Raw genomic sequence first — 14,845 nt, 5'->3', positions numbered from 1 at the left:
GCCTGAGTTTATAAGCACAATTGGCCTCCAGCCCTTGTTGGATATGCGCAGGCAGCTATAAAAATAATAGCGTCTGCGCAGTGCTGCGGATTCAGCGGTAAACCGGGAAACGGCTGGTCAGTGCGTTGACCTTGGCGCGGACCGCTTCGATGTTCGCCGTGTCACGGGGATTGTCGAGCACGTCTGCGATCAGGTTGGCCGTCAAACGCGCTTCTTCGTCCTTGAAGCCGCGCGTCGTCATGGCCGGGGTGCCGATGCGCACGCCGCTGGTCACCATGGGTTTTTCCGGGTCGTTGGGAATCGCGTTTTTATTGATGGTCATGTGCGCGCTGCCCAGCACGGCTTCAGCCTCTTTGCCGGTGATGCCCTTGGCGCGCAGGTCGACCAGCATGAGGTGGCTTTCAGTGCGGCCGCTGACGATGCGCAGTCCGCGCTGTGTCAGCGTCTCTGCCATGGCCTGTGCGTTTTTCAACACCTGCTGCTGGTAGGTCTTGAACTCGGGGGCCAGTGCTTCCTTGAAGGCAACGGCTTTCGCCGCGATCACATGCATCAGCGGGCCGCCCTGCAGGCCGGGGAAGATGGCGCTGTTGATGGCTTTTTCGTGTTCGGCCTTCATCAGGATGATGCCGCCGCGTGGGCCGCGCAGGCTTTTGTGTGTGGTCGATGTCACCACGTCGGCGTGCGGCACCGGATTCGGGTAGACGCCCGCAGCGACCAGGCCGGCGTAGTGGGCAATGTCCACCATGAAGATCGCACCGACGGCCTTGGCCACTTTGGCGAAACGCTCAAAGTCGATCCGCAGGCTGTAAGCCGAGGCGCCCGCAATGATCAGCTTGGGTTTTGACTCGTGAGCCTTGCGTTCCATGGCGTCGTAGTCGATTTCTTCCTTGTCGTTCAGGCCGTAGCTCACCACCTTGAACCACTTGCCACTCATGTTCAGCGCCATGCCATGGGTCAGGTGGCCACCTTCGGCCAGGCTCATGCCCATGATGGTGTCGCCGGGCTTGAGAAAAGCCAGAAACACGGCTTCGTTGGCAGATGCGCCGCAATGCGGCTGCACGTTGGCGGCTTCTGCGCCGAATATTTTCTTGACGCGGTCAATCGCCAGTTGCTCGGCCACGTCCACATGTTCGCAGCCGCCGTAGTAGCGGCGGCCGGGGTAGCCTTCGGCGTATTTATTGGTGAGCTGCGAGCCCTGCGCGGCCATCACGGCGGGCGAGGCGTAGTTTTCGCTGGCGATCAGCTCGATGTGGTGCTCCTGGCGCGCGTTTTCAGCGAGGATGGCAGCCCACAGTTCGGGGTCGGTTTGTTCGACGAGAATGTTTCGGTTGTACACGGCAGTCCTTCAAGACGTGGTCCCTGTCCTGGCACGGGGGTGCATGAAACAAGGGCTGCCCAGGCGAACGGCTGAACGCCGCTGTCACCGATGACAGCCGACGGTGCGCTTCCCAGTGGTAATCCCACGTCAGCCTTGCCCCGTGATCAGGGCAAGCCTATCGCCAGTCGCGCACCGCCTTAGTGTAACGGAGTCGCTGCCGAAACCCCAGATCGGACGCCGGCCAGACCCTTCAGGACACGGACAGGCTGGCGACTTTTTCGCTGGCTTTTGGCCCGGACAATTCCGGACTTTCGGAATTGAGCGGCATGGAGGCCGGAATAGCCAACGGTGGCCGCACCGGCGCATAGACCGGAGCCCGGCCGTTGGCAACGGCCAGTAGGCGGGCATGTTCGGCCATGACCTTGGCGGCATAACCGCCGTCGCTTTCAAGATTGGCCGCACCGACATAAAACTTGAGGCCTGCTTCGAGCGAACCGGCGCGGGCAATGCACTCCTGCAGAACCTTGACGCCGACACGCAGGTTGGTCACCGGGTCGAAGGCGGCCAGCTTGCCGCCGAAGTTCTCATACTTGTCATGGTGAATCTTGGTCATGACCTGCATCAGGCCCTGCGCCCCCACCGGGCTTTGGGCGAAGGGGTTAAAGCCTGATTCGATGGCCATGATGGCCAGGATGAGGGTGGGGTCGAGCTTGGCTTTTTGGCCAATCTCAAAAGCTTCGGCCACCAGCACGCTCAGCGGCTCGGGCGCAATGCCGTATTTGCGGCTGAGCCAGAAAGCCACTGCAGCCTGCTGCTTGGGCAGGTCCTTGGGGTTGGCGGCCGTGGCGCGGTCAATCGCGCCGGGCTCGGTAAAGCCGATGGCTGCTTCCTGGCGCTCCTGCAGCCACGTCATCAGACGCGATTCACCCGCCTGACGCAGGTCGGGCCGGGCGGTGAGTGTGATCACGGCAAACACCACGGCCAGGCCGACCAGTGCAAAACTGTTGTGCGTGATTTCGAAAAAGCCCTGAGCAATGTCGTCTGCGATGCTTGCAAGACTGTTGCCCACATTTTTCTGAATTGCCCGCAAGGTGGCTGCGGGGCTTGATTGTCCTAGCGCTGTCATAGCACTCCTTTCTACGCGCGGCGGCTTTTTCGAGCTCTCACGCTTTGATTGGGTCGCCATCAAACCAAGGCCGTGCCTTGAGGTGTTGACCCCTTTGTCTGACTTTGCCGGATTCGGCAGCGGGTTCGGGTTGTCCCTTGGTTTTCTTTGGAACGGCGAATTCTATGGGCGGTCTAAATAACTTGTCAATAATATCAAATAAAATTGATATATAAATATATGGATAAAAGGCTGAATTTCAAGGCGGCAACCACCTGTTTCTGCCGATTCTGTGGATTTTCGGGTGACCGCTCTAGTTAATTCGAATTTAAGAAAATTCAGAAATAGCTGTAGTTTTTTCCAGTAAATTGAAGCAGCTCAAGGCCTTGCAGCATTTTTAAAGAAACCGCTGGAGCATTGAGACAGGCGCCAAAAAAACCTCATCGGTGTTTGTTGCCGACTGTATGTAGGACAAAACCCCAAGATGTAAAACCTTCCAGAAAACAGCAATCGTCCGCTCTTTTTTGATTACAAATATTGACTTGCCCGCAGCGTGCGGGAGGTTTATTCTGCAATTGCTTGAGTACCTCAAGCATTCGCTGGGTAACCATTCCCGGTAAACCTGAGAGCAATCACTTGCTCTCATCGCACTGAAGACGAACTTCTCTTCTTTGCGAAGCCCGACGGCATGAGCATCATGTTCGCCGTCAGCCCCGGTCAGCCTAAGCTGCCCGGGGTTTTTTATTTGGGGTGTTCTGATGGCATCGCCGGATTGATCTTTTTCAATTACACGACAGTGATTTGGACGGCTCTCACCCTCGCCCTTGCGGAGAGGTGTGGGGTGAAGGATTGATTTGAAACGCTCAATAAAAGTCATTGACCTTTGCGCATGGGCACGAAAGACTCGACGCCTATGCTGGGGGAAGGGCGCTACGACATCGACGACATTCTGGAGCGCCTCCAACCGGCCGCCGATGATCCGGCTGGCAAGCCGCAGCGTTTTGCGCTGTACAACCTGGTGCTCAGCGGCGGCCGAGCCGACTTCAACGACCTGGCCGTGCGCAAGCGCCACGAACTGCGGGACCTGAACCTGTCGATGCCTTTTTTGAGCAAGCTGCGCTCCCAGCGCGACATCAAAATCGCGCCGCACCTGACCTTCACGCTCAATGGCAGCCGCTTTGACACCGCCGCCGAGGGCACGCCCTTTGCCCAGACCCGCAAGACCGATGCCACTTTCCGGCTCAGTGCGTTGGACCTGCAGCCTTACCTGGGCTACCTGCCGGCCCGCCTGGCGAGCCGGGACCTGGCGCCGGCGCGGCTTTTTCTGGGCGCCCCCAAAACGCTGCCGCCCGACCCCCATGGACACCGCGTGCGGAGCTTAATTTGGCGATGCCGTAAAAACAGCGAAAATACCCGCAGTGCTTTATTTTTAAAGCGTGGGTGTGTTCAGGCCTTGCGAGCCGTGACCCCTTTTTTTTCGCTGACCGTTCACCTTCCCTACCCTTCCTGGCCGCGTGTGCTGGCCTACCGCCAGCACGGTTGATCCGACCGGCTGTTATTAATTTTTATGCTGCGTTTTCCCATGTCCAAACCTTCCAAGCCAGAAACTTCCGCCGTGAAAACGCCGTCCACCAAACCGGCCGACAGCCATCCCCTGGACGGCCTGACCGGCGGTGCCTTCTCGGCGCCGACCTCCGGTGAGCGTACGGCGCGCATCCGCGAGTGGCTGGCCACCGAACCCAGCGCCGAGCAGATGGCCGAGGTTTTTAAAGACCTGGCGAATCGCGACAAGGGTGCCGCCAAGCCGCTCAAGGAAAAACTCGACGAAGCCAAACGCGCCAAGAACCAGGAGGCTGTTGCGGCCGAGTGGGCTGAAAAAGGCCAGGCCCTGCTGGCGCTGAAAAAACTCAACCTGGCCGACGCGCTGGCCTGGCAGCGTGATGCGGCCAAGGCCGGTGCGCCGCTGTCGCGCGAACCCCTGGCCGGCCTGAAGGGCCAACTCGCTGACCGCGTCAAGACGATTGAAGACCTGCAGCACCGCGCACAGGTGCAGCGCGAGGCCGCCGTGCTGATTGCGCAGCGCATTGAAGTGTTGTCGACCAAATCATGGCGCGATGCCCAGTCCGCCTGGGACGCATTGCGTGCCGACGTGGCGCACTGGCAGGCCCAGGCCGACGAGATCGCGCAAGACGCCAATTGGGCCAGCGTGGATGCCAAGTTTCCGCCGCTGCTCGAAGCCTCGCGTGGCCAGTTGCTGGCCGTGTGGGAAGCCTTCCAGGGCGCTCTCTCGCTGGCCGTGGCCGCCGCCGAAGATGCGGCCGCGCCGCTGCCGGCCGTGCCGGTCTGGGCTGACGAGTTGCGCGCAGCACGCGGCACACCACGCGGCGGTGACGCAGCAGCGGGGGATCATCCCGCGCGCGCGCCCAAGGCCAAAATCGATCCTGCCGTGCTCAAGGAGATGCGCGAAAAATCGACCGCCATCGTGCAGGCTGCGCTCGCCAGGCTGGAGCATGAAGTCACCGAGGGCCACGGCAAGTCCACCCCCAAAGTGGCCGCTGAGTTGCGCCAGGCGCTGAAAGAAAACATCCGCAACATTGACAACACCCTGGAGGCCGCCGCCCATGCGGCGCTCACGGCTGCTGGCGAACTGGAAGGCTGGCAACGCTGGCGTGCCGACCAGATTCGTGAAGAGCTGGTGGCCAAGGCCGAAGCCCTGGTGGCCAAACCCCTGGGCGGTCGCAAGCAGCAGGAAGCCTTGCGCGCGATGCGCGAACTCTGGAAAACCAGCGACCAGGGCGGCACACCCAATCACGCCATGTGGAAGCGTTTTGACGACGCCTGCAACGAAGCCCACAAGGTCGTCGAAGCCTGGCTCGACAAGGTCAAGGAGCAAAGCGAAGCCGTCAAGGCCGAGCGCCGCGTGTTGATCGACGAGGTGCTGACCTGGGCCGAAGCCAACCAGGGCAACACCGACTGGAAGCACCAGATCCGCAGCCTCAACGGTTTTGTCGAGAAGTGGACTGCAGCCGGCCACCTGAGCGAAAAAGCCTTTGCCGAGATCCAGCCGCAATGGAAGACCGCGATGGATGCCGCCGATGCCGCGCTGAAAGCCGCGCGTGCCGACAGCCTGGCGCGCCGCAGGGCGATGATTGAAGAAGCCCAGGTGCTGGGCGCCGAGCCGCAACTGCATATCGATGCGGTCAAGCACCTGCAGCAGCGCTGGCAGCACGAGGCGCAGGCCGTGCCGATCGAGCGCAAGCAGGAGCAAAAGCTCTGGGATGCCTTCCGCAAGCCGATTGACGATGCCTTCCAGCGCAAGACCGTTGAGCGCGAAAAAGCCGCATCCGCGCTGGGTGAGCATGACCGCCGTGTGCTGGAAGCCGCCAAAGCGGTGGACGCTGCCGCTGCGACGGGTGATGCGCAGAAAATTCATGCCGCTGCCAAGGCGCTGGAGGCGGTGGTTCGCGGGCAGGTGCCTGTTGCCTCGGCGCTAGCTGAAGTTCTAGCTCCAGTGCAAATGCCCGAAGAGACTCCGGATTCAGAGCAAAATCGGGCTGTAGCCCACGCTGTACCTGCGCAAGCAGCTATCGAAATCATAGCAACTCCCGAGACGCCAGAAGTTGTACCGGCTGAAGGGAATGCCGCTACAGAGCCCGAAGCGGAAGCGGAAGCGGAAGCGGAGGCGGAGGCGGAGGCAGTAGCGGCTACAGCGCCAGAAGCTGCCGCGCCGCCGCCCGCGCCCAAGCCGGCCCCGAAACCGGTGGTCGCCATGCGGGGCGACGACCGTCCCGGCATGCGCAAAGCCGATCCTGCATCTACAGGCCGTGGCGGCAAATTTGGCGACCGCAAGGATGCGCGTCCCGGCGGCAAGCCCGGCGGTCCGCGCGCCAGCACCGACAACAAGTTTGAGCCTTACCGCCCGGAGCGCAGTTTTGAGGCGCGTCCGGATCGCGGCGAGCGCCCGGCTTTTGAAGAGCGTGGTCCGCGGCTGGGCGACGCGGCCTTCCGGGCCCAGCGTGAGGCGTTTGAGGCGGCCAACCAGGCCTTGAAAAAACTCTCTATGCATGCGCATGGTGAGGTACTGACGAATCTGCTGAGCGCATGGGAAAAACGCGATCCGGCGCAATTGCCGGCCGCGCAGGAGTTGGGCAAGCTGGTCACGCCAGCGGTGCGCAGCAGCTGGGTTCAGGCGCTGGGTGCCGCGCCTGGCAAAGACGCTTCTGAAGCCCTGCTGCGCCTGGAGATCGCCGCCGAGTTGCCGACGCCTGCCGAACACATCAGCGCGCGCCGCATGCTACAGCTGCAGTTGCTGACCAAACGCAATGCGCCTGCACCGGCAGAGACCTGGGGTGAAGACGCTGCCAAGGTGCTGGCCGCCAGCTTTGACGCCAGCAATGCACGGCGCGTGCAGAATGCGCTGAAGGCCCTGCTCAAACGTTGAGTGGCGACTGCCCGCTCAGCGCGCGGGCCGGACGGCTGATTTCGGCCTGAAAGCCTTGCAGACTGCTTCGTTGGTTTCCAGGTAAGGCCCGCCTATCAGGTCGATGCAATACGGAACAGCCGCAAAAATGCCGGCTACCGCCTGCGAGCCGTCGGCGTTTTTCAGGCCCTCCAGCGTCTCGGCAATTGCCTTGGGCTGACCCGGCAGGTTCAGGATCAGGCTCTGGTCGCGAATCACCGCGCACTGGCGCGACAAAATCGCGGTCGGGACAAACCTCAGGCTGATCTGGCGCATCTGCTCGCCAAAACCCGGCATTTCCTTGTGCGCCACCGCCAGTGTCGCTTCGGGCGTCACGTCGCGCAGGGCCGGGCCGGTGCCGCCGGTGGTCAGCACCAGCGAGCAGCCGGCGTCGACCAGGGCTATCAGCGTGGCGCTGATGTGTTCTTTTTCATCGGGGATCAGGCGTTCTTCAAAACGGATCGGGTTGCGCAGCGCGCGGCCCAGCCATTCCTTGAGCGCAGGCAGGCCCTTGTCTTCGTAAACGCCGCTGGAGGCGCGGTCGCTGACCGAGACGATGCCGATGGTTACTGCCTCGTAATTGGCACTCACGCGTCCTCCTGCGCCAGTGTTTCCCGCACCAGCTGGAAAATTTCGCGGTAGGACTTGGCGTGGCGCGGTGCTTCGCCGGGCTTTTCGGGTTTGGCGTCCTTGCGGGCCTGGCGGATCAGCGCGCGCAGTTGCTGCGAATCGGTGTCCGGGTGCTCGGTCAGCCAGTCGCTGAGTGCGTCGTCCGAGGCAATCAGCTTGTCGCGCCACTGTTCGGCCAAATGCAGCGCCAGCGTCAATTGCGCCGAGCCGTTTTTCTGCTCGTCAATCGCGGCGCGAATCGGTTCGGTGTCCAGCGGCCGCATCAGCTTGCCGATGAACTGCATCTGACGGCGCTTGCCCTCGAAGTTGGTGATTTTTTTGGCCTGGGCAATCGCGTCAATCAGTTTTTCAGGCAGGTCCAGGCGCGCCATCAGGTCGGCGCGCAGGGTCAGCAGGGCTTCGCCGAGGGCTTGCTTTTCATCGGCCTCGGCCTTGAGCTGGGTCTTGCTCGGCGGGCCGACTTCTTCGAGCGCGATTTCTTCGGGTTTGACGAAGCGGCCGTGCGACCAGTAGCCCTTGATGGCCTTGGGAGTCTTGTTGTTCATAGCAGTCAGTATCATAGCTACCCATATGACCCCAAAGACCCCCAAGACAACATCCGCCGCTTCCCGCCCCGAGTCGGGCTTCAGTTATCACCGCGATTTCTTTGAAGGCCTGGTTGACAGCGCACTGGCCCACGCCAAAAAAATCGGCGCCACCGACGCTGCGGCAGAGGCCTCCGAAGGCTGCGGCCTGAGTGTCAGCGTGCGCAAGGGCGAGCTTGAAAACGTCGAGCGCAATCGCGACAAGTCGCTGGGTATCACGGTTTACGTCGGCCAGAAACGCGGCAACGCGGCCACCAGCGATTTTTCCAAAGCCGCGATTCAGCAAACCGTCAAGGCGGCCTACGACATTGCGCGTTTCACCGCCGAGGACAAAACCTCCGGCCTGCCGGCCGACCGCGACATCGCGCGGGTGCATCGCGAGCTTGATCTGTTCCACCCCTGGGCCATCGACTCTGCTGGCGCCGCCACCCTGGCACTGGAATGCGAAGCCGCGGTCTTCGATACCAGCAAGCTGATCACCAACAGCGAAGGCGCGGGCGTGTCGGCCCAGCAAAGCCATTTTTTCAGCGCGCACACGCGCGGCTTTCGCGGTGGGTATGCCAGTTCGCGCCACAGCATCTCTGCCGCAGCGATTGCCGGCAAGGGCAGCCAGATGCAGCGCGATGCCTGGTACAGCTCCATGCGCGACGCCAGTGAGCTGGCCAGCGCGCAGGCCGTGGGACGCTACGCTGCCGAACGCACGCTGGCGCGCCTGAAGAGCCGCAAGATCAAGACCACCCAGTGCCCAGTGTTGTTTGAGTCGCCGCTGGCCGCCGGCCTGCTGGGCGGCTTTGTGCAGGCCATCAGCGGCGGCGCGCTCTACCGCAAGAGCACGTTTTTGCTGAACAGCCTGGGCAAGCCGGCGTTTCCGGCGCACATCGACATCACCGAAGATCCGTTCGTGAAAAAAGGCAAGGGCAGCTCGCCCTTTGATGAAGAAGGCGTCAAGACCCGCGCCCGCACGGTGGTGGACGCCGGCATCGTGCGCGGCTACTTCCTGAGCACCTACTCGGCACGCAAGCTGGGCATGCGTACCACCGGCAATGCCGGCGGCTCGCACAACCTGGTGATGAGCAGCCGCCAGACAAAAGCCGGCGACGACCTTGACGCCATGCTCAAAAAGCTCGGCACAGGTCTGTTTGTGACCGAGCTGATGGGGCAGGGCGTGAACTACGTGACGGGCGACTATTCGCGCGGTGCGTCGGGCTTCTGGGTCGAGAAGGGCCGGATTGCCTATCCGGTGGAAGAGATCACGATTGCCGGCAACCTCAAGGACATGCTGATGGGCATCCAGGCGGTGGGTGCCGATGTCTACAACTACGGCGCCAAAAGTGTGGGCTCTATCCTGATCAACAGGATGAAGGTCGCAGGAAGCTGATGGGTAAACACGCTGGCAATACGCGTGTTCAGGTGAGCCAGGGATTGGTCAGTGACAAGCCGGTGATTTTCACAAAATCTGAGGTATTTCGTGTTGCCAGATTCTTCTGATTTGCCAGGCTGATCGCCGCTATCTGCGCGTCCTCAACAGAAATGGGCAAACCCTGGCGGGTGCGTGACGCCACAAGGTCCGCATAAAGCGGCGCGCAGCGCTCGTCAAATGACAGGCACCGGCCTGCAAAATCTTCATCAAACATGGCCTGGGCCTGAACGGCCAGAGCCGTGCGGCGCTTGCCTTGGGGCAAGAGTGTTATGCCGAGTTCAATCTCGGCACGGGTGATGGCGCAGATAAACAAGTCCTGGCCAGCTTGCGCATCCATCCATGCAAGCAAGGCGGGTGAGGGCGCGGCGCGCATCAACTCCGACAACACGTTTGTATCGAGCAAATACATAGGGCGTTAACGCTTCTCTGGCTAAAACGTCGGGGCTGATCTTGTTTTTTGGCGAGCGGGCAAGTCCAGCCCGCCAATCTTTTTGAAGCGCTCATGAATGCGGCTGCCAAGTTTGAGCTCAGGCCGTTGGCCTTGCGTGGCCTGCGTCAGGATGCGCCTGGCCTCTTCTTCCATGGCCCAGCCGTGTTGCGCGGCTTGAACGCGAAGCATTGTTTTGACAGACTCGTCGAGGTTGCGAATGGTCAGCATGGCCACATCGTTCTCCTTTGAAGTTACAGCGACTTCATTGTATGCAATGCATGCAATGAAGTCAATTGACAAGCTTATCCCGCCAGCTCCGCCTTGACCGCAGCAGACACCTGCCCCATGTCGGCCTTGCCAGCGAGTTTGGCTTTCACCGCGCCCATGACCTTGCCCATGTCGCCGGGGCCCACAGCACGCCCAAGTTCAACGCCCAGTTCCGTGACGATGGCCTTGACCTCGGCGGCGACCTCTTCACTGCTCAAACGGGCGGGCAGGTAGGCCTGTAGCACCAGCAACTCTGCGGCTTCCTTGTCGGCCAGGTCTTTGCGCTCGGCCTTCTGGAAGGCTTCAATCGAGTCCTTGCGCTGCTTGATCAGCTTGTCGACGATGGCGACCACGGCGGCGTCGTCAAGCACCACGCGCTCATCGATTTCTTTCTGTTTGAGCGCCGCCAGCAGCAGGCGGATGGTGCCCAGGCGCTCGCTGTCCTTGGCGCGCATGGCGGTTTTCATGTCTTCGGTGATCTGGTCTTTGAGGGACATGGGGGTCTCCAGGAAAAGAGGTTTCGGTCAAAAAGAATTCAAAAACACAAAAGCCCGCAGAGCGTCCTCGTGCGGGCTTTTGGTTTGCCGTAAGGCGTGTACTTTTAGTACAGCTTTTTAGGCAGCTGCATCGAGCGGATGCGCTTGTAGTTGCGCTTGACGGCGGCAGCTTTCTTGCGCTTGCGCTCGGCGGTGGGCTTTTCGTAAAACTCTCTAGCGCGCAGGTCGGTCAGCAGGCCGAGTTTTTCGATGGTGCGCTTGAAACGGCGCAGAGCCACGTCGAAGGGCTCATTGTCTTTTACACGAATGGTCGTCATTGATGAAGGGGGTCCAAAAGTATGCATCTTGTTCAGCCGTGAGATTTGATCAGAATCAGGCCAGACGCGGGTTTGCTAGCAAAGCCTGAGATTATAGCAGGCAGAAAGAATCGCCCGCTGCGACATGAAATGACGTGAAGGTTGCCAGACTGGGACTCCCCTATGGAATCAGAGCCAGACATGACTTTACCCAACGCTTCAAAAGCATCTCGCTTGAGCTGGAGTTTTGACCTGGATGCACTTTTTTTTTTGAAGAAGAGGCACAGCGGTCGTGTCAGGGGGCTGATTTCCAGCCGATTCATGCATATGTCGACGAAGGGATGGACCGCTATGAAGACCAGGAAAGTAACCCAGGTTGCCTAGCAGGCATCTCAAGCGGCTTCAAGGCCATCGATGACATGACATCCGGAATGCGCGCGGGGGATTTGATTGTCCTGGCCAGTCAGTCCTTGGAGCATGCCTCAACCCTGGCACTGAATATTGCAGAACATGTCGCGCTCAGGGAATGTCATCCGGCGGCTGTTTTTTCCATGCGAATGAGCGGCAGGGAGTTGGCTCGAAGGATGTTGGGTTCCCTGGGGCGAGTTGACCTTCACGGCACGCGTGCGGGTGCTTGGACGGAGGATGAACGAGCCCGATTGGCAGCAGCCTATGCCGAGCTCCAGACTGGGGGCTTGCATGTCCACTCCGGAATTGGCTTGACCCCCACTAGCTTGAGAACGAAAGTACTCAAGCTGGCCCTTGCCCTGAAGCCCACGAGACTTGGTTTGCTGGTCATTGATGCTCTCGAATTGATTCGCCCAAGCATGGTCAACGGCGGCGAAGCCGCGCTGCTCGCAGGAATCACGCTCCGCAGTCTGAAACTTGTTGCCAAGGAATTTCAACTCGCCGTGATGGTTCTCACGCAAATCCCATGCATCGTTGATGCGGATGATTCACGTCAGCCAGGTTTGAACGGACATCCCCTGGCCGAGGTCATCGGTGAAGTTGCTGATGTCGTCATGATTCTTCATCCAGCAGCTTGCAGCGACCCGACTCAAAGCTGTGACGCAGGCAAGGTAACTCTAGGCTTCAACAAGCTCAGCGATGGTATCGCCGGTGAGGTTCAACTTAGATTTGATAGAGACCCACTGCGCTTCAAAAATCTTCCCGGCATTTGAGGCGGGAAAACGTAGCTTTCAAATAGCACGGTTGATGACTAATAGAGCCTCAAAACCAGTTTGCCCGCCACTGCAAGAATGGGCAGCTCATCCATGTCATATGTATTGGACGAGATTGCACCGTTTTTTGGTTTGATTTTTCTTCCTTCCACCATCCATGTATTGCTCGACAGCGCGCCATTCTTGGGTTTGAGCTCTTTCCCGTCCCAGAGCCATGTATTTGAGGAAGTGGCTCCCGACTTGGGTTTAATTTCTTTGCCATCAAAAACCCAGGTGCTTGATGACGTCGCACCATTTTTCGGTTTCAGCTCGCGGCCATCGCAAACCCAGTTGCTTGGCAAATCAATTTTTGTATTCATGGGCAGTCTCGCAAAAGGTTAATTGTTGAAAAACGCGGAGTGTAAAAAGTCTTGCCTAGGCCATCAATGTTCTTCGCCAGACTGAACCGTGGGTATGAGTTCGATATCTGCCCCTGTGAGCCGTGCCATCACTGAACCTGTTTCAAAGCTCCATCCTGCTGGCATAGTTGTTTTCCACTTGTGGTGGTAATCAATTCGTCTTGCCTCTTCTGCTGTAATGTGTGCGACCCGCAAGAATTTCTCAAGCATTGAAGCAACTTCTTCGACGCTCTTTTTATCCCAGTACATTTCAAAGGCTCGATTGCGCAGCATGGCGCAGGGCACCAGATGCTCTTTATAGCTGCCACCTTTAGTTGAAGTGCCTGCAAAAATATACTTCTCGTAAATAAGGGGATCAAACAGCCTGGAATGCACTCTCGCATCTTCTCGGCTTCCATCGCGCTTGGTGTCGTGTTGTTGCTCCTCCCAGTAGTGTTGCAAAACCCGTGCTGCGCGTATAAACGCGCGTTGGCGTAGTTGTTGAGGCGTAAATTTTTCCATGTTGATTTTGCAAGTTTTCGTGAGAATTATTGTATTTGCGGTGAACTACGCTCGATATTGCTCACGCTATCCCCAAACCCCTGTAGCCACCACTCAAGCATCGCAGACTCCACAACCGTTGCCGTAATTTCATAGGTGATGAACGAGCCCGATTGGCGGCAGCCTAGGATTCGTATGCGACACGCATTGACGCAGCAATAACGAAACTGTTCTGAAATGAACAGTGAAACAGCATTCAATTTACATGCGGATTGTTGCTCTCAACCGAGGCAGCTTTCGTTATTTCCGCTTGAGTCATGGGGTGCTGAGTACGCATTTGAGGTGGTTGATCGCCCAACACCCGGAATTTCGCGAGCGATGATTGGCCCGTTGCCACTGGGTAGCAGCTACAAACCAGGCAAGATTAAATGTTTAGCCACCACAGAGGACGGAGTTTTTGCAGCTGCGATTTGGATCGACCAACCACCACTTGAAGAGCCCAAAATACTTTGGGAAAAAGTAGAAAACAAGTTGGTGGTGGCGCGACATGCGCCGATAGCGCTTAACAGCATGAGTTTGCGCCTTGGTTCAGATGATTGCCTGAAAAACTGGATCAAGCCGGAACTCTGGGATGCGTTGTCAACCAGTGGCAAAACCGTTCCTCGTTGCGTCCATTCAATATCTAAGCTACTGCGCTTCCATGAATTTGGGAAAGAGATATTCGTTGATGATGAGGCTCTTAAAAGGATTGAAGTCAAGGCTTTGGCAATACTCCGCGAGCAACTCTGCTCGGCTGTGCATTGGGTTATCGGCGGGCTTGAGTCTGCCCTTGATTCCATCCTGCTACACCGCCCTAGCCTGAGCATGGCATTGGTAAATCGAATAGTCAGCCGAGCCAAGCAACACGGACCGACCGCAGTTGTGTACGCATTGCAAGCCTTGAGAACTGAATCAATCGGCGTTCTTCACTTGATTGCCAGCGGCCAACCCGAAATTGACGCGCAGCGGGTACAAGACGCACTTTTCAACGGGCACAGCGTGCCAGATACGTTTGCGAATCTCGGCATCACCAAGTCAACCCATCGGCGTACAGTTTTACGGCCTATTCCATGCCCTGCATTGCCGCATGTGCCAATCTTCAGTCTGAGTAATCTTCCTATGGCTGGCCGTGACTGGCTATTCGCTATGCGGTTGACAACACTTTTCCCCTTTCATCGCAGCGAAGATTTTTTGGAATTCAGTCGATTGTTGAATCAAATCCAGGCGATTGACTTTCAGCGAGTTGAGTCAGCACCTCGGTTGCTGCAATGGTGCATTCTCCCTGGGCACTCTAAAAGCTGCGTTCGACTAAACCTGCTGATGAACTACGCGCAAGCACTGATCAGAGCCTGTCGCGGGCTAGTCGGCGCGCGCGTGACTATCGATGAGGCTGTTTCAGTGGCGCTGGACTGTGTGCAGAATTTGCAGCGGGGGTAAGAGCCGGGACAAATTTCAGTGAGGCGCTTGATCCAGATGACCATGCCATGGTGCTGGCTGGCGTCTCGTTGATTACGAGTCAACCGATCAAGCAGCTCACGCAGACTCTCTTTGAGGTGCATCCTGGGCTATCAATCAACTTGCAGATGCCAGAGTTTTTAACCTTATTCCATTTCCACAACATTAGTGCAATAATATCCTCCATCATACTTGATGGAGAAAGTCATGGCACGTCCAGTTACCGGGGATGATGAGACGATCGAAATTGCGCAAATAGCGATCTCGCAAGCCACAACGATGGATG

16 protein-coding genes and 1 riboswitch are annotated in these 14,845 nt (G+C 58.6%); of the genes, 5 read left to right on the top strand and 11 right to left on the bottom strand.

Going from position 1 to position 14,845, the window contains the following annotated elements; translation table 11 throughout:
• Positions 1-91: 91 nt before the first annotated feature.
• The 3 genes from glyA to Q8O29_RS15520 form a co-directional block, all read right to left on the bottom strand.
• Entirely contained in the window at positions 92-1,336 is a 1,245-nt protein-coding gene (gene glyA, locus Q8O29_RS15530) for a serine hydroxymethyltransferase (RefSeq protein ID WP_305564373.1), read from the bottom strand.
• A 50-nt stretch (positions 1,337-1,386) separates the two neighbouring features.
• Positions 1,387-1,517: riboswitch (ZMP/ZTP riboswitch) on the bottom strand.
• A gap of 51 nt (positions 1,518-1,568) precedes the next feature.
• Positions 1,569-2,444 (bottom strand): lytic transglycosylase domain-containing protein, encoded by an 876-nt coding sequence (locus Q8O29_RS15525; protein WP_305564371.1) that lies wholly within the window; start codon positions 2,442-2,444, stop codon positions 1,569-1,571.
• Positions 2,445-2,820: 376 nt separating this feature from the next.
• Positions 2,821-3,300: a hypothetical protein gene (locus Q8O29_RS15520; RefSeq protein WP_305564369.1), complete on the bottom strand. Its 480-nt coding sequence runs from the start codon at positions 3,298-3,300 to the stop codon at positions 2,821-2,823.
• Between the two features lie 12 nt (positions 3,301-3,312).
• Here Q8O29_RS15520 and Q8O29_RS15515 point away from each other — a divergent pair, with 12 nt between their 5' ends.
• Together Q8O29_RS15515 and Q8O29_RS15510 are read left to right on the top strand one after the other, a co-directional pair.
• Positions 3,313-3,966 carry a DUF748 domain-containing protein gene (locus tag Q8O29_RS15515; RefSeq protein WP_305564367.1) on the top strand — a complete coding sequence of 218 codons (654 nt, stop codon included), beginning with the start codon at positions 3,313-3,315 and terminating at the stop codon, positions 3,964-3,966.
• Between the two features lie 39 nt (positions 3,967-4,005).
• A complete protein-coding gene (locus Q8O29_RS15510; RefSeq protein ID WP_305564365.1) occupies positions 4,006-6,864 on the top strand; it encodes a DUF349 domain-containing protein in 2,859 nt (952 codons plus the stop codon).
• Positions 6,865-6,879: 15 nt separating this feature from the next.
• Here Q8O29_RS15510 and mog read toward each other — a convergent pair whose 3' ends face one another.
• Positions 6,880-7,473 carry a molybdopterin adenylyltransferase gene (gene mog / locus Q8O29_RS15505; protein ID WP_305564363.1) on the bottom strand — a complete coding sequence of 198 codons (594 nt, stop codon included), beginning with the start codon at positions 7,471-7,473 and terminating at the stop codon, positions 6,880-6,882.
• Entirely contained in the window at positions 7,470-8,057 is a 588-nt protein-coding gene (gene yjgA, locus Q8O29_RS15500) for a ribosome biogenesis factor YjgA (protein ID WP_305564361.1), read from the bottom strand. Before yjgA ends, mog begins: the two co-directional genes overlap by 4 nt.
• Before the next feature lie 25 nt (positions 8,058-8,082).
• Between yjgA and pmbA the strand changes: the two genes are divergently transcribed.
• Complete coding sequence (pmbA, locus tag Q8O29_RS15495; protein ID WP_305564359.1) at positions 8,083-9,474, top strand: metalloprotease PmbA; 1,392 nt, start codon at positions 8,083-8,085, stop codon at positions 9,472-9,474.
• 28 nt (positions 9,475-9,502) lie between these two features.
• Here the strand turns inward: pmbA and Q8O29_RS15490 are convergent, their stop codons facing one another.
• From Q8O29_RS15490 to rpsU, 4 genes are all read right to left on the bottom strand, one after another.
• On the bottom strand, positions 9,503-9,925 hold the full coding sequence (locus tag Q8O29_RS15490; RefSeq protein WP_305564357.1) for a type II toxin-antitoxin system VapC family toxin: 423 nt from the start codon (positions 9,923-9,925) through the stop codon (positions 9,503-9,505).
• Positions 9,926-9,946: 21 nt separating this feature from the next.
• On the bottom strand, positions 9,947-10,174 hold the full coding sequence (locus Q8O29_RS15485) for a plasmid stabilization protein (protein WP_371134254.1): 228 nt from the start codon (positions 10,172-10,174) through the stop codon (positions 9,947-9,949).
• A gap of 74 nt (positions 10,175-10,248) precedes the next feature.
• Positions 10,249-10,710 carry a GatB/YqeY domain-containing protein gene (locus Q8O29_RS15480; protein WP_305564354.1) on the bottom strand — a complete coding sequence of 154 codons (462 nt, stop codon included), beginning with the start codon at positions 10,708-10,710 and terminating at the stop codon, positions 10,249-10,251.
• Positions 10,711-10,814: 104 nt separating this feature from the next.
• Positions 10,815-11,027: a 30S ribosomal protein S21 gene (rpsU, locus tag Q8O29_RS15475; RefSeq protein WP_007872347.1), complete on the bottom strand. Its 213-nt coding sequence runs from the start codon at positions 11,025-11,027 to the stop codon at positions 10,815-10,817.
• A 320-nt stretch (positions 11,028-11,347) separates the two neighbouring features.
• Between rpsU and Q8O29_RS15470 the strand changes: the two genes are divergently transcribed.
• The gene (locus Q8O29_RS15470) at positions 11,348-12,187 is read left to right on the top strand and encodes a DnaB-like helicase C-terminal domain-containing protein (protein ID WP_305564352.1); all 840 of its coding nucleotides are present in this window, start codon (positions 11,348-11,350) and stop codon (positions 12,185-12,187) included.
• A 38-nt stretch (positions 12,188-12,225) separates the two neighbouring features.
• Here the strand turns inward: Q8O29_RS15470 and Q8O29_RS15465 are convergent, their stop codons facing one another.
• Positions 12,226-12,546: a hypothetical protein gene (locus tag Q8O29_RS15465; RefSeq protein ID WP_305564350.1), complete on the bottom strand. Its 321-nt coding sequence runs from the start codon at positions 12,544-12,546 to the stop codon at positions 12,226-12,228.
• 63 nt (positions 12,547-12,609) lie between these two features.
• Complete coding sequence (locus Q8O29_RS15460; RefSeq protein ID WP_305564348.1) at positions 12,610-13,086, bottom strand: hypothetical protein; 477 nt, start codon at positions 13,084-13,086, stop codon at positions 12,610-12,612.
• Between the two features lie 216 nt (positions 13,087-13,302).
• Here Q8O29_RS15460 and Q8O29_RS15455 point away from each other — a divergent pair, with 216 nt between their 5' ends.
• Entirely contained in the window at positions 13,303-14,541 is a 1,239-nt protein-coding gene (locus Q8O29_RS15455; RefSeq protein WP_305564346.1) for a hypothetical protein, read from the top strand.
• Positions 14,542-14,845: the final 304 nt, after the last annotated feature.

Source organism: Polaromonas sp., from assembly GCF_030689685.1.
Taxonomy (GTDB): domain Bacteria; phylum Pseudomonadota; class Gammaproteobacteria; order Burkholderiales; family Burkholderiaceae_C; genus Polaromonas.
Note: the sequence above shows the minus strand (reverse complement) of the source record. Positions and strands in the feature narration are given on the sequence as shown.